The organism is Clostridium kluyveri (assembly GCF_001902295.1).
Taxonomy (GTDB): domain Bacteria; phylum Bacillota; class Clostridia; order Clostridiales; family Clostridiaceae; genus Clostridium_B; species Clostridium_B kluyveri_B.
Genome location: NZ_CP018335.1, coordinates 3,911,087 through 3,933,497, shown reverse-complemented (window position 1 = coordinate 3,933,497; position 22,411 = coordinate 3,911,087). Strand labels below are relative to the sequence as shown.

Annotated in this window: 17 protein-coding genes, 1 pseudogene and 1 riboswitch; of the genes and pseudogenes, 9 read left to right on the top strand and 9 right to left on the bottom strand. The window is 30.5% G+C overall.

Annotated elements, in window-relative coordinates; all coding sequences use genetic code 11:
- Positions 1-7: 7 nt before the first annotated feature.
- The gene (gene nhaA / locus BS101_RS19175) at positions 8-1,210 is read right to left on the bottom strand and encodes a Na+/H+ antiporter NhaA (protein ID WP_073540263.1); all 1,203 of its coding nucleotides are present in this window, start codon (positions 1,208-1,210) and stop codon (positions 8-10) included.
- Positions 1,211-1,634: 424 nt separating this feature from the next.
- Between nhaA and BS101_RS19170 the strand changes: the two genes are divergently transcribed.
- The gene (locus tag BS101_RS19170; protein WP_073540262.1) at positions 1,635-2,432 is read left to right on the top strand and encodes a polysaccharide deacetylase family protein; all 798 of its coding nucleotides are present in this window, start codon (positions 1,635-1,637) and stop codon (positions 2,430-2,432) included.
- Between the two features lie 1,136 nt (positions 2,433-3,568).
- On the opposite strand, the gene BS101_RS19165 is transcribed toward BS101_RS19170, so the two are convergent.
- From BS101_RS19165 to BS101_RS19145, 5 genes are all read right to left on the bottom strand, one after another.
- Positions 3,569-4,588 carry an alpha/beta hydrolase gene (locus tag BS101_RS19165; protein ID WP_073540261.1) on the bottom strand — a complete coding sequence of 340 codons (1,020 nt, stop codon included), beginning with the start codon at positions 4,586-4,588 and terminating at the stop codon, positions 3,569-3,571.
- A gap of 87 nt (positions 4,589-4,675) precedes the next feature.
- Entirely contained in the window at positions 4,676-5,983 is a 1,308-nt protein-coding gene (locus BS101_RS19160; RefSeq protein ID WP_073540260.1) for an FtsW/RodA/SpoVE family cell cycle protein, read from the bottom strand.
- Complete coding sequence (locus BS101_RS19155) at positions 5,973-6,314, bottom strand: PadR family transcriptional regulator (protein WP_156876097.1); 342 nt, start codon at positions 6,312-6,314, stop codon at positions 5,973-5,975. The genes BS101_RS19160 and BS101_RS19155 overlap by 11 nt, the downstream gene beginning before the upstream one ends.
- Positions 6,315-6,703: 389 nt before the next feature.
- Positions 6,704-6,889, bottom strand: a complete 186-nt coding sequence (locus tag BS101_RS19150; RefSeq protein ID WP_073540259.1) for a hypothetical protein — start codon at positions 6,887-6,889, stop codon at positions 6,704-6,706.
- A gap of 188 nt (positions 6,890-7,077) precedes the next feature.
- A complete protein-coding gene (locus BS101_RS19145) occupies positions 7,078-7,758 on the bottom strand; it encodes a DUF998 domain-containing protein (protein WP_073540258.1) in 681 nt (226 codons plus the stop codon).
- 574 nt (positions 7,759-8,332) lie between these two features.
- On the opposite strand from BS101_RS19145, the gene BS101_RS19140 reads away from it, so the two are divergent.
- Positions 8,333-8,899, top strand: coding sequence for a PadR family transcriptional regulator (locus tag BS101_RS19140; RefSeq protein ID WP_073537620.1), 567 nt, complete (start codon positions 8,333-8,335; stop codon positions 8,897-8,899).
- 15 nt (positions 8,900-8,914) lie between these two features.
- Positions 8,915-10,513, top strand: a complete 1,599-nt coding sequence (locus BS101_RS23510) for a hypothetical protein (protein ID WP_073540257.1) — start codon at positions 8,915-8,917, stop codon at positions 10,511-10,513.
- Between the two features lie 232 nt (positions 10,514-10,745).
- Here the strand turns inward: BS101_RS23510 and BS101_RS19130 are convergent, their stop codons facing one another.
- Both BS101_RS19130 and BS101_RS19125 read right to left on the bottom strand, forming a co-directional pair.
- Positions 10,746-11,972, bottom strand: coding sequence for an IS256 family transposase (locus BS101_RS19130; protein ID WP_073538466.1), 1,227 nt, complete (start codon positions 11,970-11,972; stop codon positions 10,746-10,748).
- 340 nt (positions 11,973-12,312) lie between these two features.
- Positions 12,313-12,885, bottom strand: coding sequence for a recombinase family protein (locus tag BS101_RS19125; RefSeq protein WP_073540256.1), 573 nt, complete (start codon positions 12,883-12,885; stop codon positions 12,313-12,315).
- A 232-nt stretch (positions 12,886-13,117) separates the two neighbouring features.
- Between BS101_RS19125 and BS101_RS19120 the strand changes: the two are divergent.
- Positions 13,118-16,084 (top strand): annotated as a pseudogene (locus BS101_RS19120) (Tn3 family transposase).
- A gap of 144 nt (positions 16,085-16,228) precedes the next feature.
- Positions 16,229-16,726 (top strand): hypothetical protein, encoded by a 498-nt coding sequence (locus tag BS101_RS19115; protein WP_073540255.1) that lies wholly within the window; start codon positions 16,229-16,231, stop codon positions 16,724-16,726.
- A gap of 226 nt (positions 16,727-16,952) precedes the next feature.
- Here the strand turns inward: BS101_RS19115 and BS101_RS19110 are convergent, their stop codons facing one another.
- On the bottom strand, positions 16,953-17,822 hold the full coding sequence (locus BS101_RS19110) for a LysR family transcriptional regulator (protein ID WP_073540254.1): 870 nt from the start codon (positions 17,820-17,822) through the stop codon (positions 16,953-16,955).
- A 336-nt stretch (positions 17,823-18,158) separates the two neighbouring features.
- Positions 18,159-18,267: riboswitch (SAM riboswitch) on the top strand.
- 155 nt (positions 18,268-18,422) lie between these two features.
- Between BS101_RS19110 and BS101_RS19105 the strand changes: the two genes are divergently transcribed.
- Genes BS101_RS19105 through BS101_RS19090 form a run of 4 tightly spaced genes read left to right on the top strand, consistent with a single transcriptional unit; the run spans position 18,423 to position 22,270 of the window.
- Complete coding sequence (locus BS101_RS19105) at positions 18,423-19,217, top strand: ABC transporter permease (RefSeq protein WP_073540253.1); 795 nt, start codon at positions 18,423-18,425, stop codon at positions 19,215-19,217.
- A gap of 17 nt (positions 19,218-19,234) precedes the next feature.
- Entirely contained in the window at positions 19,235-20,023 is a 789-nt protein-coding gene (locus tag BS101_RS19100; RefSeq protein WP_073540252.1) for an ABC transporter ATP-binding protein, read from the top strand.
- Between the two features lie 31 nt (positions 20,024-20,054).
- Entirely contained in the window at positions 20,055-21,254 is a 1,200-nt protein-coding gene (locus tag BS101_RS19095; RefSeq protein WP_073540251.1) for a threonine synthase, read from the top strand.
- Positions 21,255-21,268: 14 nt separating this feature from the next.
- The gene (locus BS101_RS19090) at positions 21,269-22,270 is read left to right on the top strand and encodes an ABC transporter substrate-binding protein (RefSeq protein WP_073540250.1); all 1,002 of its coding nucleotides are present in this window, start codon (positions 21,269-21,271) and stop codon (positions 22,268-22,270) included.
- Positions 22,271-22,411 lie beyond the last annotated feature (141 nt).

Here is a 22,411-nt window from a genome sequence, read left to right as displayed (position 1 = left end):
TATATCCTTAAACAATATTCACATTATCAGTTTCAGGTTTTATAAGTGCAAAAATTATTAATCCCCATATTGCAGATAAAAGCGAAGCTGCTATTATACTTATCTTTGCTGTAGATAATATAGCTTCATCTGAAAATGATAAAGATGAAATAAATATTGACATTGTAAATCCAATGCCTCCAAGCACACTTGCACCATATAAGTGTTTTTGGTTTACTCCTAAAGGAAACTTAGCAATACCTAATTTTACTAATATTGTTGAAACTCCAAATATACCCAATTGTTTTCCTAAGAAAAGTCCTAAAATAATTCCTACGCTAACAGGTGTTGACATAATTGTTGAAAGACTGCTCATATTTATAACTACTCCTGCATTAGCTAATGCAAATATAGGCATAATTAAATAAGAAGAACATGGTGATATTGCATGTTCAAGTTTATTTAGCATTGATTCTTTAAATACTTCTTCATCTCTTGAACCAGGTATTATCATTCCAAGTAATACTCCTGCCAATGTAGCATGTATACCTGATTTGAACATAGTAAACCATAGTACAATTCCAATAATAATAAAAATAGCTGAAGATTTCACTTTAAATTTATTTGCTAATATAAGCACACCAACAATAGCTAAGCTTAATAAAAAGTAAAACCATGATATTTCAGTGCCATAAAATATTGCAATTACAATAATTGCTCCCAAATCATCAACTATAGCCAAAGCTGTAAGAAAAACTACAATCCCCTTAGGTGCTTTTTTACCAACTAAAGAAATTACCCCTAATGCAAATGCAATATCCGTTGCCATAGGAATTCCGAAGCCATTGATAGTTAGTTGATTATAGTTAAATAATGCATAGAGAATTGCAGGTACAACTATTCCACCTATAGCAGCAATTGGCAGTATAGTTGTTTTTAAGGATTTAAGCTCCCCAATTAACAGCTCTTTCTTAATTTCCATACCAATTACAAAGAAAAATACTGCCATTAATCCATCATTAATCCAATGAGAAATTGGCATTGATACAGATGTTGCTTTATACCCAATTGTTATATTCTTATGTAATATTTCATTGTAAATTGGAGCAAAATTAAAATTTGCTAGTAGGATTGCAATAACAGTGCAAGTTAATAATATTATTCCACTAAAAGATTCGCTTCTAAAAAAGTTTAAAAAACTATAAGTTCTATTGTTTGTGTTATTTTTCATACCTCGTATCCTTTCTTATATCATTAAAATTATCTTACAAAAATAAAAAGAGAGGGAAAGCCCTCGTTTATGGGATTAATTTTCTTAACGTGGGTTTTGTCGGTTTTGTTGGCTGCACCCCAAGAAGGGTATATTAAAAAAGTCATTAATTGTTTTGTTTCCTTGTATCATCCGTCTTTCCTGAAATGGTACAAGGAAATTTTAATTCAATGAATTTTTATATCTAATCATATTTACCCATCAATTATACCTCTCACCCACACCCATAGTACAGGTACATTTTGAAACTCTAATGATTTTCACAGAAAAACATTTATACCTAAAACAGTTTTAGAATAAATTACCGTAATCATTTATGGAATAAAGGTAATGATAAGTTTGAGGTATAAATTTATATTCTTAAACTAAAGAAGGTGTTTTTTTTATGAAAAAGTTTTGTGGTTTACGCTGTGGTATCCTCATAATTACAATACTATTTATATGTTCAAATTGTTCGAGTGTTGGATATACCGATAATTTAGCTCTATCCAACAATAAGTCTAAAAATATTCAGGAATGCCCTAAAGAAGTATTCTTAACTTTTGATGACGGGCCAAGCGTAAATAATACAGGAAAAATATTAAAAATATTAAATGACAACAATATAAAGGCTACCTTTTTTGTGGTTGGAATAAAGGCTGAAGAAAATCCTGAAGCACTAAAAGAATTAAGTAATAGTGGTATGTGTATAGGAGTTCATACTTATTCTCATAATTATAAAAAAATATATAAAAGTTTAGATGCTTATATTAATGATTATGAAATATGTAAAAGTACAATAAAAAAGATAACAAATAAAGAACCTATAAATTATACTCGATTACCAGGCGGCTCAACTAATCTGATAATCAGTAAAACAAACTTAAATTTAATAAAAAAGACTTTAAATGATAAGGGAATAAAATATGTAGATTGGAATGTTTGTTCAGGTGATGCAGACAGTCATGAAGTATCTGTTGAGAAAATAAAAAGAAATGTTAAAAATCAATGTCAGAATAAAAAAATTGCAGTAATACTTATGCATGACACATATTATAAGCATTTTACAGTAGAATCTCTGCCTGAAATAATAGCATACTTGAAAAACCAAGGATTTGTCTTTAGAACTTTTGGAGATTTAACTGAAGTAGAACAGAAGGAAATGATAGACCTTGAAATAATAAATAAAAATAATGTCCGATAATAAGGCTAGTAAATTAACTACTAATCTTTTATTTTGTTTTGAAATATTTAATAAAAAAACTTTATTATTGGTAAAAATTATCAACTTTATGCCTATCGCACATACCTTGATACTTTACCTACTTAGAGGTATAAAACTATAAATTTGATTATTGAAAATAATAGGTTTTTAGCCTCTAGTATATAGGGGTACAAATCTAAAGTAAAAAAATAAGCACCTATGCCAGGCACCTATTTTCGGAGTATTAATATCAAATACTAATTAATGTTAATCATTGAAAATACATCATTTTCCCTAAAAATTTAAACTTTATATATTTTATGTCTAATATATGGAATATGACTTGCCCCTAATAGCATCTATATTTATTTACATACATTTGAAAATAATGTATTATTACATTATTAAAGTAAATCAACTTTTTAAAGATTGTTTGCCAATAAAAAACAGTATGATTATCAATCATACTGTTTTTTATTAATATTTATCATATATTTCATTGCTTTTCAATACATGACACGGATGCTCTTTTTACTCCTGAAGGTAAAATGAATGTGTGGTTTATTCAGTAGTTTTTGTATTAGAAGTCTGTTTTTTTCTGGTGGTAGTTGTACGTGAAGCCTTCTTCTGTTCCATCTCCTTTAATAATTCTTTATATTTATTCTGGTATCCTTCAATTTCTTTGTTATACCTATTTTGTAGTTCCTGTTTCTCCTCTTGATGTTGTGATTTTAATTCTAATATTTCCTTTTCGCTTTGCAGCTCTGCTTTATCTTTAACAGATTGAATATCTTCGCCATTCTTGATATTTAGTTTGGTTGTTTGGGTATTTAATTTTTCAATAACATAATCTTTTTCTTTAACATTGTTATTTAATTCAACGTTTATGGTACTTTCAAATAAAATAAAACTAGAGTATTTTTGCTTTAGTTAAGTCAGTAAACAATATAAGAATATTCCGAATTAACGGAACTTATTTTGTAAGATGCAAGAGTTCAACATCTCCAACTCCAATAACCTGTAATTTTTTGCAGTACATTATCATATTTACCTCTTTCGAGATATGTTTTATCATCATCAATGAGCAATATTTTTTTATATAATATTAATTTTATGTGGGTTCACTATCACCAATATCAGTTGTTTAGTAAATCCAATATCTCTTTATTTATCACTTCTGGATGTCCCCAATGAACGGCATGTTCTGCTCCTTTCACAATAATTTGCTTGCTATTTGCAGACCATTTTTTAAAATTGCGTTGATTTTTTCCAGCTTCTTTATAACTGTTTGTTTCTTCAGATGTGATTATTCTGAGAGGTATATCTTTTATATAGCCATTTGATGCTACTTTACTAGCGTTTACCTCTTTATTCTTAGCTTCATCAACTTGATTTCTATTATTAAAGGTTTTTAAGAACATTGCCGCATCAAGCTTTTTAAAATTTTCTGGAGCAAATTGAAAATTATTTCTTGCAGTAACCAATACAGTTGAAGAATAAAAATTTGGTATTAGATTTAATAGTAATCTAGCTATGCCACTTTTATTAAATAAATAAATTGAATTATTAAATATTGATGTACGCAGAGTAACGAGTACTGACGGTTTTTCCGCATTTGAATACATATTAGGATTTGATCCATCTATCAAAACAACGCCCTTAACTTCATTTTTATATAATTGAGCAAATCTTATAACTTCAAGTGACCCTATAGAGTGTCCAACGAGTATATAAGGAGCTCTTTCCCCCGATTTTTTAAGCAACTCATGCATTTCCTTTGCTATAACATCAATATTTCTAGGAGTATTTGCCTCCTCACTCCATCCATACCCTGGTCTATCATACACAGCTATTCTTGTACGTTTTGATATTTCACTATATAGTGGATAAAAATCAACATATGGGCATGGTATTTTCCATCCTGATGCAAAAACTACTGTTGTATTGCCTTTTCCTTCTGCAAAAATATGCATATTATGTCCATTTACATTTATAATTTTTCCTGGTGGTTGAAATCGATTACTATCCAAAAGTTCTCCGATTTGTTCATACACAATTCCAAGTATTAATACTAATAATGTGCATATTAATATCTTGATTTTTCGTTTTAGAGCTTTCCTTTCGACCACTCCATTGTCCTTTATCTGTGATTTCATATTTATCCCCCTTTAAATCGTACCAAATTCTTTATGTATACTGCCCCCTACATATTTTTGTTCCATAATAAGCTTATTTTAATATTACTAATTATAGTGAGTTAAGCTACTATACATATCTGATGGCATAATCAAGTTTCTCCTCCAAACTGATAGAAACAACCCTACAACAAAAATATTGTTAAGATAGTCTGTTCCACCGAAGGAAATAAATGATAGGTTGCAATCTAAATTATTAACATAGCCCATTGTTATTAAAATATTTAAAACAAAATTAATTATTAAATAAACAACTATTCCCACTGACAAATAAAATCCATAAGTATTCTTTAAATTTAATGTTCTAAATATCATGATACTGAAAAGTACTATAAGAAATGATATTATAAGACATCCAATAATCCATCCAAAATTAGTGATAATTATTGTTAAAAAATAGTCCGCCCAATGTTTAGGTAAATACCTCCATCCATGCGCATTTAAAAATGCAGACTTTCCAATCCATTGAGAGCCTTCCAAGTACTTGCTTACCATATTAGTCGAATATTCACTATTATGCGGATTGTAATTAATTAACATCATATGTGGAATAAGTGCAATTAATGATATAACACTAATTCCCCATGTAGCACATATGTAACTCCATCTTTTCTCATAATTGAAATGCCCTTTTATTGCAGCAACTGTAAGAATGATTGCATATACTATTAGCATAATAAGACTAAGAGCAAATGCCATATTAAAAAACAATAAAATAAGTGATATTGCACATAATGAGCATATTTTTAAAAAAGCGATTATTCCTTCTCCCCTGCATTTGCTTAATTCAGCAATAACATATATCATAAACATTAAGTTGCAAATAAACGCTGTTGTAAAGGTAATCTCTCCCATCTTTAAGCATAATATACCATTCTCATTGGTACCAAATAATACAGTAGTAATGGTTAAAATAATGCCAGATAAAAATATCTTTCTACCATATTTACAAAGTTTCATATAATCAAATAGGTATATTCCAACTAAAAAACCCATGCCAAGTATTGCATATACAATTTGTTTTTTCCCAAATATACTGCTACTACCAGCCGGTAAATCTCCTATAAAAAACATTGTGCCAATACCAAATATACTAAGTAAAATAACTAAACTTATCACACCCCACTCAGTTTGAGGTCTATGTATCCTGTTAAGTGCTTCTCCTATTTCAATAGGATCTCCCATACACTCAGTAGCCTTTATAATTGCAGTTTTTTCATCTAAACCTTGAGCTATAAACTGTTCTATATTATCATCAATATGTGCCTTTAATTCTTGTTCTATTCCTTTGCGAGCAGCTTTAAAGCCTATCTGTTCACATACTTTTTGAATAAATTTATCGTTATTATAGTGCATAAATACTCCCCCTAATGACTTTATTTACTGTTTCGCTGAATATCAACCATTCCTTTTTTTTGTCAGCTAGCTGTTTTTTCCCGTTCTTTGTTATTTGATAATATTTCCGTTTTCTTCCTGATTGTCCATATGATACATACGAAACAACTAATCCGTTTTTTTCAAGAGAATGAAGTATAGGGTATAATGTACCCTCCTTAAGGGTAAAAGTGTTTTCTGAACGCTTTTCTAACTCCTTCACCATTTGATATCCATACATATCTTGAGTACCAAGCAGATGTAAAACCATAAGCACTGTACTCCCTGCTATAAGACTTTTATCAAAATTCAAAATGTACACCTCCTAAACTATTAATACCTCGAATATCTATGTAATAAATTATACATAGATATTCGAGGTATGTCAATAAAATTTAAACTTAGTTAGAAGATTCTCTATATAATTGTTTGATATATTCATCAATATTCTTTTCTTGAACACAAAAATTCAATAATTACTTTAGTATATAAAGAACATTACTATTCGTTATACACAAAAGCTGCCACTAATTATTGTAGTAGCAACCCATTATACTTGCTTTTCATATAAAATAGATAACATCACTGCTAAATAAAGAAAGTGAATGTTACAAAAGTGTGTTGTGTAACATTGAAAATACTCAGAACGACTATTAATAATTTACTTTGCCCCTGGTTACAGAGCTACTGGTATTACCCCAACTATTTCCTTATAAAAATCGTTATTACGGTTATAAGTACAAGCACTGTAGTAATAATATTTATTGGCATGTAACATTGGGCTACTCCACTGACTGAAAACTTGGAATTGATCCATATGCTCATTCCAAACATGCCAAACATCATTAATACAGTAATAACTGCTATTACCAATTGAAATGCTCTCACTATAATACCCTCTTTCTTAATAAATAAAGTTATTTGGCTTCATATTTGACTTCATTTATAAGGCCTAATACCAGCAAACGTGTTATGAAGTGCAAATCAGCATTAAAAATCCAGTAAAATAGCTGTTTTTAGAGATTACTTGTTTTAAGTGAAACAATATTAAATACTTATTTTCCTATTTAATCTATCTATTTTGACGATTCGTTCACTCTTTTCAATCTTAAAAGCTTAATAGACAATACTACAATCCATAACATGTATCCATAAATATTAATACGCTCCCAAACACCCATCATGGGTGTAGGCATATTTAAAGCGTATTTAGGTTGATCCGAGCCAGTCAATATGCCAAAAATAACAAACAATATCATTGTAATAATTGAATAGACCCTAAATACCCCTTTAAAGGATATCGATCCTGCTATCATTGCCGGAAACATACATAGAAAAACTCCTGCTGCTGTTAAAATTCCATGCATCGTATCCGAAAAACTACCTTCCACTCCTCGTAGATGTATTGGAAAGAATAACGTAGCCACCAATCCAAGAATCTCTTTTGCAATAATCAGAAATGCTGCAATTTTAAGGGCTCGTTTATTATTTGAAGAGAGTATAATACCAACACCATATGCATATATCAACAGATCATAAATAATAAAAAGTATAGCTACATACAGTCTGGTTGGCGCATCGACCGCAATTAATTCACTGATAGTTTGTGATGTACGACTATAATCACTCCACATAACAGATGCGACTATGTCGGTGATAACATAGATAATTGAAGATATTATACCAAAAGCAATAAGGATAGTTTGAAACCTGGTCGATATTTTCCACTTTTCTCCTTCAGTGTTATTGGTGATCATATACTTTTTCCTCCCCACTGTTCTTCCATAGCTTTAGTTCCAGTTATTTCTCGGTGTTTGTATTTATTAAAAGCAACAACTTCCTTTACCTATAAAGTATATACTTAGTATATCATTATATTTGTTTGAAGTCATTACTATATAAAGGGGCAAAGTAGGAATCTACTTTAGATCTAATGTAAACATAAAGTAGATTTCTATATAACAATTCTATTATGCTTGTACTGAATTTTTATAGGTATCTATTGGAATTCTTACATTCATATCTAAGTCAAAATTGCCATACGGATTTACGTGATTATATATTAATCCTTATGGCAATTTTGAATTGAATATGGATGAAAGAATACCTATTTTAAAATAAGGTAAATCCGTTATATTTCTGAAAGCAAGTTTACTTAAAGATAAGCTTGCTTTTAGAGTAGGTTACTCCGCAAATTACGAATAATGAGTAATTAGCATAAATGAGTAAATTCAGTCTTTTTATAAATGCTTAAAACGTTATTTGTTTCAAAATTGATTATCTATTCTACTTATGCTATAGTAAATGTATAATAGTTTAAGGAGTGATTTCATGTCATTATCATACACCCTATTAGGTTTGCTAAATTATGCTTCTATGACTGGTTATGATTTGAAAAAGATTTTCGATGATTCTATTAACTTTTTTTGGTCAGCTCAAACAAGTCAAATTTATCGTGAATTAAAAACATTAGAGGAAAAAGGTTACATAGTTTCTGTAGTAAAACCAAGTGATAAGGGTCCATCTAAGCGTATATATAGCATTACTGAACAAGGGTTATCCTACCTGAAAGAATGGCTTACTAATGTCCCTGATGAAATAGACGAGGATAACCGTAATGCTTTTTTATCGAGAGTTTTTTTATCCTCAAATGTAGGTTTTGAAAAATTATTTTTTCAGCTTCAAGAAAGATTAAAAAAGTATAAAAGAGATTATGAAAACCTTAAATCAGTTGAAAATAAACTTGGAGAATATCTACAAATGTTTGATAGAGAGGATGAAGTTTATTATTGGAAAATAGCACTTAGTAGAGGTTTTCATGATGTTGAATCTCACATTTATTGGGCTGAAGAAAGTTTAGATTATATTCGAGAAATAATTAATAATAAGAAAAAGTGAGGATAGTTAAATATAATGAAAAAAAAACGTTTAATTATAATAATATCTATATTTGTAATGATAATTTTAATTTGTTTAGGAAGTTTTATTTATAGAAGTGTTACATCAATTTCAGAAATATTTCGTTTAAACAGCAAACTTCAAGCTGAAGGCTACTATATGGGGCAATTTGAATTTAAAATGCTTGGATGTGCTTATTATCTCGATAAGGGACATTACATAACAGCATTTTCTAAATTGAATCAAATACATAAGCAGTTAGAGACTAAAGAAGGTTTAATAAAAGTTCCGAAATTCACTAGCAAAAAAGAGGAATTTGAGTTTTATATTGGTCTACAAAATCCTAAAACGGGGGCGTTTATGGATAACTCTTACCCACTTTTTACATATATTGGCTCAACTTTAAACATGATTAAGCATCTTGAATCTTTATCAAATGATACAGGTCAGCCTATAAAACTTAAATATCCAATTAAATTTTTGAATCAAATCAATTCGCCTGAAAAGCTAAAGCCCTTTTTAGATGACTTATCTACAATTGGGTTTATAGCATCTAAACTTCCAAGAACACCTTATGTTGAAATAGCTGAACTATGCTATTATAACGACTTTGAACATACTAATTTATACACTTTTTCTCCTGAGTGGAAACAAGCACTCTTACAATGGCTATACAATAATGAAGATAGTAAAACAGGCTTTTGGGGCCCAAGATTAAGGAGCAACGGAAAGCTTTTAGATTCTGGGGACTTAGGATCTACTTTCCATATTATCAAGTTGTTTGTAAATGAAAATGGAGACAATATACATAGTGAGTTTCCTTTACGCTATAATAATGAGATAATAACAACAGCCATTAATAAACTTTCTCAGCCTGCACCTAAAGATGCAAATTTGAGTGAACTACATGACTGGAACTTAACAAGGTATCAAGGAATAAGCTTGATTACAAATTATTTGTGGCAAGGCATTTCCACTGAAAATAAAAATAAATCCAAGGAGTTCATGGAGAATATCGTAAGAAATAAATTTGAAAAATATTATATTGAAAGTAAAGGAGGTTTCAGTTACTATCCTGGATTAGCAGAGGCTACTTTAGATGGTACTGGAGATGCATTATCTTTACTTAGAATTGTTGGTGCATTATCTCTGGATAGGCAAAAGCAATTGTGGACAACTCCAGCGAATAACATCATAGACTTAGGCGTGTACAGAATTTCAGAGTTAAAGGAAAATGACTTTACTTCAATTAAAAAATTCCAAGACATAAATTCATTACGTTTATATAGTAGTGAACCAGGTCCAGATGATTATTTATCTAATGTTGTTGATATTATTTATCCTAAAAAGACATCAGTCCTTGATATTAGGGACTTGTTGCCAAGAGTAACTCAATGGGTTAGTACAACATCACAGAGCATGGGAAACTGGACAACAAAAGAACAGATTATACAAGACCTTTCTACTATGAAAATATCATCTGTTCAAATTTTAAATAGGGATAGTTTTCTTAAACAAGCAAACGGACTGCTAAATAATAACGGGAAATTGATCGTAATTGGATTTGATATTCTCCAAGTACCAAAATACAAAATAACATTTTATATTAAATAAACATTTAATATCTCTTAATAATTATATAAAAAAGGGAACGTCCATAGGTTTGTGTAAATAGAATAGACGGGATAAAATTTATTTGGAAATTACTATAGGATTAAATTCCTGTAGTAATTTTTATTTTTTAGGAAATAACTAATAATAGTGTGGTTTAGCTTTCTAATAATAGTATTGTTAGCAATAATACTATTATTATTCATCTTTATATAAAATAGTACAGGCTTTATCTTTATATATATGGCTCTATTCTATCTTTAAACATTATGGTTAATTGGGCCAGCGTATTTGCCCAGTTTGGAGAAGGTGCCGTCCATTTCAGCATTATCTGCTCGGTTGCCAGGTATAGGGCTTTTAGAAGGGAATCGTCTGTAGGAAATACAGTCCTTATCTTAGTGAATTTCCTAAGCTGCCTGTTGAAACCTTCCAGGGCGTTAGTTGTATATATTATTTTTCTTATATCTTGAGGAAAATCAAAATATGTAGATAGATTTTCCCAGTTATTTTGCCACGACTGTACAACTATAGGATACTTATCTCCCCATTTATCATTCAGTGATTGTAATGACTTACTTGCCATTGTTTCATTAACTGCCTTATATACTTCTTTTAAATCCTTCATAAAAGTCTTAACATTCTTTGATGGTATATATTTTATAGAATTCCTTATCTGGTGTATTATACAATTTTGTATGTTAATTTCAGGAAAAACTACTTTAATTGCATCTGGAAGTCCTTTAAGACCGTCCATACAGGCTATTAAAATATCTTTAACACCCCTGTTTTTAAGATCATTGCATACAGATAACCAGTATTTTGCTCCTTCTTGTTCGCCAACCCATATTCCCAAAATGTCTTTATGGCCTTTTACATCAAGTGCCATGCAGACATAGGCAGCCTTATTTACAATTCTATGTTCATCTCTGACTTTAAAATATAGAGCATCCATATATACTATAGGATACATTGGATCAAGGGCTCTATTTTGCCATGCTAGAGCTGTATCCATGACCTTATCTGTAATTTTGGATATCATTGCAGGGGATATATCTACCCCGTAAAGTTCATCTATCTCTGATTTTATATCATCTACAGACATACCACGTGCATATAAACCTATAACTTTCTTATCAAGTTCATTACAGACAGTTTCATATTTCTTGACTATCTTAGGTTCGAACTCAGACTTTCTATCCCTTGGTACGTCTACTTTAACCGGGCCAAAACTGGTTCTAATGTTTTTAGAACTGTATCCATTTCTATAGTCTTTATCCTCATCAGAGAGCCTTGCATATTTTTCTCTTCCAAGATGTTCTTCCATTTCTGCTTCTAAAAACTGCTGTATTATACCTCCAAATAGCCTTTGCATAAGTCCATTTTTCCCTACTAAATCTTCCATACTATTACACTTCTTTAATTCCTTTTTTAAATCAATGTCTGGTACTTCTAGTATATTCATATTTAATCTCCTTTCAAAAATTATTTATACTTATTATTACCACTATTACCAGTTCTACATACATAAAAAGAACGTACCTAGATTTGATTTACACAAATCTAGGTACGTTCTCTAAAAAAATTAATGAAGTTTTATAATATATAAATTTAATAGCCATTACTTAAATTAAACTTTAACAAGAACGGTTCATATTAGTTGTTAATATGGACCATTTTATAATTTTGGAGAAACAAAAACTATATCATTAATGGTTCAATTCAGCATACTTAATTTTAATACTTCAATATAATTAAGTCGTCATATTTTACAACTGCGTATTAATTATAACTTTATAATATCTCTATGATACTTTACTTTTACTAATTTCTTCTATGACTTTATAGAGAGTAGGTTTACTTATATTAAACATATTACATAGATTTTTTACTGTTGTTTTCTTCTGCTGATATAATTCATATATTGCTTTCTTTTTATTATCGTCAAGCTTTGGTTTTCTACCACCTTTTCTACCTCGTGCTCTTGCTGCAGCAAGACCTTCTTTTGTTCTTTGGCTTATTAGATCTCTTCCAAATTGACTTATTCCAGCCATAAAAGTAAACATCAATTTTCCCTGGGGTGTTGTAGTATCCAGCCAACTTTCCTTCAAACTTTTAATATTAGCACTCTTTTTTTCAATATGATCTACTAAACTAAATAAATCCTTTGTACTCCTGCTTAATCTGGTGAGATCAGTTACTAATATAACATCACCTTTTCGTAGTTTATCCAATAATTTATTCAATTCAGGTCTATCTGCCTTTGTACCTGTGATTTTTTCTTGTATTATTTCTTCTGCACCTGATATTTTTAAAGAATCTATCTGCCTATCTAAATTTTGTTCCTGAGTGCTAACTCTTGCATATCCAAATATCATTATTTAACGTCCTTTCATAGCAATTTATACTAAATATAGTAAAGTAAATGGTTAACTAAGTCAATATCTTCACTTTGATTTAGTTACCAAGTTTATTAACTATAGAAATGGCTTATTTACGTTTTGTAGTATAAAAAGAAAAACAGTAAATTAAATGAGCGTTTATTTTACTACATTTACATGATATTATTGTTATTAAATATCAAATTATATAGATGGAAGGTGATATTCTGTGAGAAGGAACTGGGAATTAGATGATTTAATTGATCATTTTACAATTATGCCAAATGAAATGTTTCTTATTGGAAATAAAATTGGTGAAACCAAACTAGGATTTATGGCACTTTTAAAATTTTTTCAGTATGAAGGAAAATTTCCAAATTCGAAAAAAGAGATACCTAAAATGGTATTAGAGTATATTGCAAAGCAAGTTCAAGTCAAAGGAAACCTTTTTGATAATTATGATATGACTAGCAGAACTTATTATAATCATAAGTCTCAAATTAGAGAATATTTTGGATTTAGGGAACCTACTTCAGAAGATGCTGATATCATATCAAATTGGTTATCTAAATATATTTTTTATCATTATGCTGATATAGATGTTCTAAAAGACCTTGTATACAGTAGATTTAGAGAATTACAAATAGAACCTCCAACACCTGAACGTATAGACCGTATAACTAAATCAGCTATTTTTACTTATGAAAATAAATTTTTTCAAAAAACTTTTGATAAATTATCAAAGGAATCATTAAATAAGATGGATGCTTTAATTAATGATTTAACTAATTATGAGGAAAATGAAGTAAATTACAGTAATTCAGATAATATTTCTTTTAGTGATTTGAGAGCTGATCCAGGGCGTATCGGATTAGAAAGTGTATTTAAAGAAGTAACTAAACTTAAAACAATTCAACAAATTAATCTTCCTGAAGATCTTTTTAATAATATCCCTCAAAAAATATAAATTAAGAGCTGTTTCAGAAGATTTACGAGAGCTTCGCAGACATTCAAAACCACTTCGATATACTTTATTATCATGTTTTTTTGGCTTAGAAGCAGAGAAATTACAGATAATCTTATTGAACTTTTAATACAGATTATTCATAGGATAGGCGTTAGAGCTGAACGAAAAGTAGATAAAGAATTTTTAAATGATTTTAGACGTGTAAACGGGAAAACAAATATTTTATTTAAAATGGCAGATGCAGCTATAAACAATCCAGATGGTACAATAAAGAAAGTATTATTCCCAATTGTAAGTGAGACTACATTAAAAGATTTAGTAAAGGAGTTTAAATCTACCGGTTCTGCATATAAACAAAAAGTGTATACAATTATGAGATCATCGTATAGTAATCATTATAGAAGAATGGTTCCAGAAATACTTGGCACTCTACAATTTTGTTCAAATAATCAAATATATCAACCGATTATAAAAGCTTTGGATATTATCAAAAAATATTATAATATAGGTACCCATTATATTACCAGCAATGAATTTATACCAATTGATGGTGTTATTCGTACATCTATGAGAGATGCGGTTATAGAAACTGATGATAGTGGCCATGAACGCATAAATAGAATAAACTATGAAATTGTTACTTTACAGGCTTTAAGAGATAAATTACGTTGTAAAGAAATATGGGTAGTTGGTGCAAATAGATATAGAAATCCTGATGAAGACTTACCAACTGACTTTGAAGAACATAGAGAAGAAAATTATAAAGCTTTAAAACAACCGTTAGATTCAGAAGAGTTTATAAGTAGTATTAAGCAATCTATGTATAATGCATTAAACAAACTAGATATTGCCATTCCTAAGAATCCCAAAGTACGTATATCAAATAAAAATAACAAAGGTTGGATTACTTTATCTCCCAGTGAGCCACAAGATGAACCTTTGAATTTGTCAAAAATAAAAGCTGAAATTATGAGACACTGGCCAATGACTAATTTACTTGACGTACTTAAAGAAGCAGATCTAAGGATAAACTTTACTGATAATTTTAAAACTGTAGCTGCATACGAAAAATTGGATAGATCCTTAATTCAAAAACGTCTTATTTTAGCTTTATATGGATTAGGAACAAATACAGGGTTAAAGCGTATTTCATCAGGAAATCATGGGGAAAGTTATAAAGATTTACTTTATATAAAAAGAAAATTTATAAATAAAGATAACTTACATAATGCAATATCAGCAGTAGTTAATGCAATACTTAAAAGTCGAGTAGAAGATATCTGGGGTGAAGGAACAACAACTTGTGCTTCTGATAGTAAAAAATTTGGAGCTTGGGATCAAAATCTCATGACGGAATGGCATATTAGATATCGTGGACGTGGTGTAATGATATATTGGCATGTTGAAAAAAATTCTACCTGCATATACTCTCAATTAAAGCAGTGTTCATCTTCTGAGGTATCTGCAATGATAGAAGGATTATTAAAACATTGTACAGATATGGAAATAGAAAAAAATTTTGTTGATTCTCATGGTCAAAGTGAAGTTGCTTTTGGGTTTTGTTATATATTAGGTTTTAACTTGATGCCTAGAATTAAAGCAATACATTCACAAAAATTATATAGACCTGATACTGGAATAAGTGAACTTTTCCCTAATTTGCAACAAGTATTAACAAGACCTATAAACTGGGAACTTATAAGGCAACAATACGATCAAATGATAAAATATGCTACAGCTTTAAGACTAGGCACAGCAGAAACAGAAGCTATATTAAAAAGATTTACTAGAAATAATTTGAAACATCCAACATATCTAGCTCTTGCAGAATTAGGAAAAGCTATAAAAACTATATTCCTTTGTGAATATTTAAATTCAGAATCTCTAAGAATAGAGATTCATGAGGGGCTTAATGTAGTTGAAAATTGGAACTCAGCCAACTCATTTATCTTCTATGGTAAAAGTGGTGAAATATCAACAAATAGAATCGAAGATCAGGAACTTTCAGTATTAAGTCTTCATCTCTTGCAAAATTGCTTGGTATACGTAAATACACTAATGATACAACAAGTATTATCTGAAAAGAAATGGTACGATATGATGGAACCTGAAGATTTTAGAGCATTAACACCATTAATATATAATCATGTAAATCCATATGGAAATTTTGACTTAGATATGAATGAAAGAATTCCAATAGATACTTATACTATTTCAGGACAAGCATAAATAAATTTTTAAAATACAAGAGCCTACTTTGCAAATGATAAATTAGGCTCTTAATTTCCTTTATATGGTATATGCTTTTCAGTACATGACACGGCTGCTGGTATTACCCCCAGTAGGTAATTGCCTTTTTTGTTACCGCTCTGCATGGCGATTTTTATTCCAACTGCACATTTTACTAAACTGATGAACCTTGGCGGCAGACGAAAAGAGTTTTTCAAAAGTGCTATATTTTCATACATTCCCGCCATTGTTATAGCGGCTGCAGTAAGTATTATTACCCGCCTTACTATAGATAAAGCTATTGTATTAAGTGGAAAGCTCTCCGATACAGTGGATTTATTGGATGTACTGGGCTTTGCTTCTCACGGGTCGTTAAGTGCTTTTTTTCAAATTAGCGCAGTATTGTTTTTATTCTGCTGCATATTGCACACAATGATGCTTATTCAAGGTAAATGGTACGGGTGGATAGTTGATATATTTATTATAGTAATGATTTTTTCACCGCTTAATGCTGCCTTAGTGTGGTTTTTCAATATGGTTATATTTCATAACATTATTCTTGTTCAAATTATATCCTGTCTGTTATTTGGTAGTGTGATATATGCTTTGAGTTTTATTCCTATCCAGAATAAGCCAATCTAAAAGGAGGGGATTTTTATAGGACAACAAAAACAATTCTTCTTATTTTTTTATTAGTCTGCACCTTTTTCTTGATTGTCTGCACAAGCAATAGTAAGGAGCAAATAACTGAAAACATACTTGTTAACAAGTCAGCATATCTTGGCAAACGGGAGGGTCGGCTTATGCCATCAGAAACAACATATAGTGTAAATCACATAAGTCTAGTTGATTTATTCCGCTTGTTATGTTAACTTACTTTGAAAGTTCTTAAAAAATCTTTAGCTACATCAGATAAATATCTATTTCTAATCCATACTACAGCAGGACGTGTCTTTAAAGAAAGTTCATTTATATCAATATATCTTAAATTTAAACCTGGAATGAGCTCTGAGGCAGATTCTGGAACTATACCTATGCCAATTCCAGTATTGGCCCAGAGCAGTACTGCACGGGCATCTTCATTTTCACAAACTATTGTTGGTTCAAATCCAATTTGTTGACATGAGGAAATTAACATATCTTTAAATTTATGATCAACTATTAAAGGCTTGTTTATTAAATCATTCAAACTAATCTTACCTTTGAAATTTGTAAAAAAGGCACTTTGATTTACTGCTGCTATCATTGATTCGCTGGGTAATAGTAATGATTCAAATTTTTCAGAATTAAAGGGAGTAAATACTAAGCCTAATTCTATAGTACCTCTATCAAGTAGTTTTAAAATTTGAGGAGTGCTGCTCTCACGTATTTTAAAGTCTATATGGGGGTATTCGTGATGAAATTCATTAAGCTTTTTTAATAGTATTGTAGTTCCGGAAGACGGCACAGTTCCCAGAGAAAGCAGGCCTTTAAATCCTTCTTTCAAGTTATTTAATTCCTCTTTTGTATTTTGTGTCAGGCCTAAAATTTGTTTGGAGCGGTATTGAAGTATTCTACCTGCATCAGTTATTTTTATTTTTCTTGTGCTGCGCTCTATCAATTTTATTCCAAGTTCTTCTTCAAGCAATTTTAACTGTTGACTAAGTGGGGGTTGTGCAATGTGAAGTTGTTCTGCAGCTTTAGTTATACTGCCATTTTCTACTATAGCTAAAAAATATTTCAGTTGTCTGATATCCATAAAAATATTCACCTCGCTTTTGATACAATAATTAAGATTAAGAAAAGTATTAGTTATGAGCAAGCTCCAACTGAATCTAATAATCACCTGATTTATATTTTATTTATATCAATTCAATATTTTTTAAGTATTTGATATGTATTTTTTTGTTTGATATAATAATACATGAAATTAGTGAATTATAAAAGTAATTATTTGCAGTAAGCAGAGTGGGACTGTGGAAAATTTCTGTCTCTGTAACTAGAGAATAGAAATTTTATTTTTTAGAAATAATAAAATTGAATATTAAAATTAACAAAGTTGGTTATATATTTTGAATATAAATCACTAAGTAATATCTTATCACGAGAGGCAGAGGGACTGGCCCTATGAAGCCCGACAACCGGCATTTATATATGTATCGGTGTCAATTCCTGCAGAATATAACTATTCTGAGAGATAAGAAAAATAGTTAAGTTAAAACTTTTAATTTGAATTTAGGCTGTTTTTCTTATTTGAAAAACAGCTTTTTAATTTCTTATAGATTAAATATGTGATAACATGCAAAAATAATAGTGTGAATAATTGAAATATTTCCTATATTATGATGGGGTGAATAAAATGAATATAAAATTGAAGTTAAACGAAAAGATTAAACTTTTGGGAAATATACTTATTGCATTAATAGTTCCTGTAATAGTAATTATAATATGGCAATTGCTAAGTAATAAAGGACTTGTTAGACAGTCTGTTCTTCCGTCTCCTCATACTATATTTCTAGCTTTTTTGGATATGTTGCAAAGTGGTGATTTGGCTAGAAATTTATTTATAAGTATATTAAGGGTGATAAAAGGATATATTATAGGAGCTTCTTTAGGTATAATATGCGGAATATTGATTGGATTATTTAAAATAGCAGAGAAAGCTGTTGACTTAATTATAGGTCTTTTAAGACCTATTCCTATTGTAGCCTGGGTTCCTGTACTTATATTATGGATGGGTATAGATGAAGCTTCTAAAATAACCGTAATAACAATAGGAAGTTTTTGGCCAATACTTATAAATACTATTCATGGTATAAAAGGAGCAGATAAAAAGTACCTAGAAGTTTCTGAGATATTAGAAAAAAATAAATTTCAGGTACTGACAAAAATAGTTTTTCCTTCGGCGCTTCCATCTATTTTTACAGGATTAAGAATTGGAATTGGAAGTGCATGGATGAGTGTTATAACAGCAGAAATAATTGCTGCGACATCTGGAATTGGATATTCAATATCCTATGCTAGAGAATTATCTCAACCGGATATTATGTTGGTAGGAGTTTTCTCCATAGGTGTAGTTGGTTTTTTAATAGATTATTTGATAAAAAAATTTCAATTTTTAATTATAAAATGGGATAGAAATAATGAAAATTAGAGGGGAGTAAATATTACATGGGTACTGATGAAAATTATGAAGCTGTTAAAATAGAAAATTTGAATAAAGATTTTAAAGTTGATAATGGGTATCTTAATGTACTGAATGACATTAGTCTGTCAGTAAGACCAGGAGAGTTTCTAAGTATTGTAGGGGCAAGTGGATGTGGAAAGAGTACTTTGCTTAGAACCATAGTGGGATTAGATACAAATTATAAAGGTAATATTTATTCTTACGGTAAACCTGTAAAAGGTCCAGGTATAGATAGAGGCATGGTATTTCAAGAATCAAGACTTTTCCCCTGGCTTACAGTAGAAAAAAATATAGAATTTGGAATAAGCAAAAAACTGTCTAAGAAGGAAAAAAAAGAATTAGTAAATGAACAGCTTGAACTGGTGGAACTGCAGGGCTTTGCAAAATCATATCCCGAACAGCTGTCTGGAGGAATGAAACAGAGAATAAGCATTGCAAGAGCACTTGTAAACAAACCTAAACTGCTTCTTCTTGATGAACCTTTTGGAGCATTGGATGCTATGACCCGTATTAATATGCAGCAGGAAATATTAAAAATATGGAAAAGGCAAAATACTACAATGATTCTTGTAACCCACGATATAGACGAAGCAATTTATTTAGGTGATAGGGTGATTGTCTTATCCAGCAGACCTGGAAAGATAAAAAGGATGATAAAGGTAGAACTTTCAAGACCCAGAGATAGAGGAAGTTATGATTTTTCACGGATTAAAAGTGAAATATATAATGAATTTTTTACAAAGGTAGAAAATCCATTTTCATATAATATATAAAAATAAAATCAGACAAGGGAGAGTTAAAATCATGAGCTATTTCAATTATTTAGAATGTTCAAAATGTGGGGAAAGGTATTCGAAGGATAAACCACATAATCTATGCCACTGCGGAGGACCGCTGCTGGTAAGATATGATCTTGAAAAAGTGAAAAAAGAAGTAAACAAAGATATTTTTAAGGCAAGAAAAAGAGGATTATTTAGATTTAAAGAATTACTTCCAATTGAGGATGAGAAAAATATAGTTACACTTGGGGAGGGTGATACCCCAGTACTTAAAATTCAGAATTTAGGGGAAAAATTAGGAGCAAAAGAGCTTTATATAAAAAATGAAGCATTGAACCCTACAGGCACCTTCAAATCCAGAGGAGCTGCTGTTGGGATATCTAAGGCAAAAGAACTTGGAATAAGAACTATAGCCATGCCAACTGCAGGAAATGCAGGAGGAGCCTGGTCAGCATATTCCAGTAAGGCGGGAATTGAGCTTGTAGTTGCTATGCCGCAAGATGCCCCTGAGCTTGCTAAAAAAGAAGGCTATGTATATGGTTCAAAAACTTATCTTGTAAAAGGATTAATATCCGATGCTGGAAAGATAATATCAAAAGGTGTGGAAAAATACGGATGGTTTGATGCTGCCACTCTTAAAGAGCCATATAGAATTGAAGGAAAAAAGACAATGGGATTTGAGATTGCAGAGTATTTTAATTGGGAATTTCCAGATGCCATACTTTATCCAACAGGAGGAGGAGTTGGGATAATAGGAATATGGAAGGCCTTTCAGGAACTCAAGGAACTGGGATGGATTAAGGACAAAGTTCCTAAACTTATAGCTGTTCAAGCAGAAGGATGCAATCCTATTGTAAAGGCATTTAATGAAGGAAATAAAGATTCTGAGTTCTGCAAAGGTGCCAATACTATAGCTGGTGGAATAAGGGTACCTAAGGCTTTGGGAGATTTCATAGTTTTAGATGCAGTAAGAAAAAGTAATGGTACAGCAGTAGAAGTAAAAGATTCTGAAATTGTGGAATCACTTGATATTCTGGCAAAAAGAGAAGGGTTATTTATATGCCCTGAAGGAGCTTCTTTAGTTGCAGCAGTTAAAAAACTGTTGAGAGAAGGTTTCTTGAAATCTGATGAAAAAATAGTGCTTTTAAATACAGGAAGTGGACTCAAATATCCTGACTTGATTAAAGAAGAATTACCAGTGGTGGAAATTAATGCAGATATTTAAAGGAGATGAATAATATGAAAAAAATATTTTCTGTAATTACAATACTTTTGATAGGCTTACTTGCTTTATCTGGTTGTGGACAAGCGAATAATTCATCAGGCAGTAAAAAACAAGAACAATCAAAGTTAAAAGAAATAAATATAGGCTATCAGCCAGGAATAAATCATGCACTTTTAATTATTGCAAAAAATAAAGGATGGTTTGATGAAGAATTTAAAAATGACAATATAAAGATTAAATTTCAAAGTTTTGTATCTGGGCCTCCTATGGTTGAAGCATTTGCAGGTGGAAAGCTGGATATAGGACAAATTGGAGATCAGCCATCCATACAGGCAAGGGCAAATAACATAGATATTAAAGGTATTGGAACTTATGCCGTAGGATATAAGCTAAATACAATACTTGCGGCAGCTGGCTCAAACATAAAATCAGCTAAGGATTTGAAAGGCAAAAAGGTGGCAGTTACTGTTGGTTCATCTGCACATCTGCTGCTTGTCAGATATCTGGCATCAGAAGGACTTGAAGAAAGTGATGTTCAACTTGTAAATTTACAACCGCCAGACATAAAGACATCTTTTACATCTAAAAATATAGATGCTGCAATTACATGGGATCCATATGCATCTTCGATTGAAGCTGAGGGAACAGCATCTAAAATAGGAGACGGAACGAATTTAAAATATGAAGTTAATTTGATTATAGTAAATAATGATTTTGCAAAGGCAAATCCTGACATCGTGAAAAGAATTTTAAAAGTCTACCACAAGTCAGAAGAATGGACTAAAGCAAATTCTGATGAGGCTGCTGATATTATTTCCAAGGAGCTCAAGTTAGATAAGGAAATTGTAGTAAAAGGTCTTGCTAAAGAAGATTTTGACATAAGATTAACTGATGAAGTTACAACATCACTGACTTCTACTATTAAAAGTTTAAGGGAAAAGAATACAGTTAGAAAAGATGTAAAGGTAAGTGACTTGTTAGATAAAAGTTATTTGGATGGTGCCGGAATCAAATGATTTCAGGGTTCAGGTGGAGTTTGACATACTCTATCTGAATCTTATTTTATTTACTTTTAAGTCATGTAGGTAAAAATAGTCACAGTATGGTTTTTGGTTGTAAACTCAACAAAGAAATGATATACTAACTTTTGTCGAAAT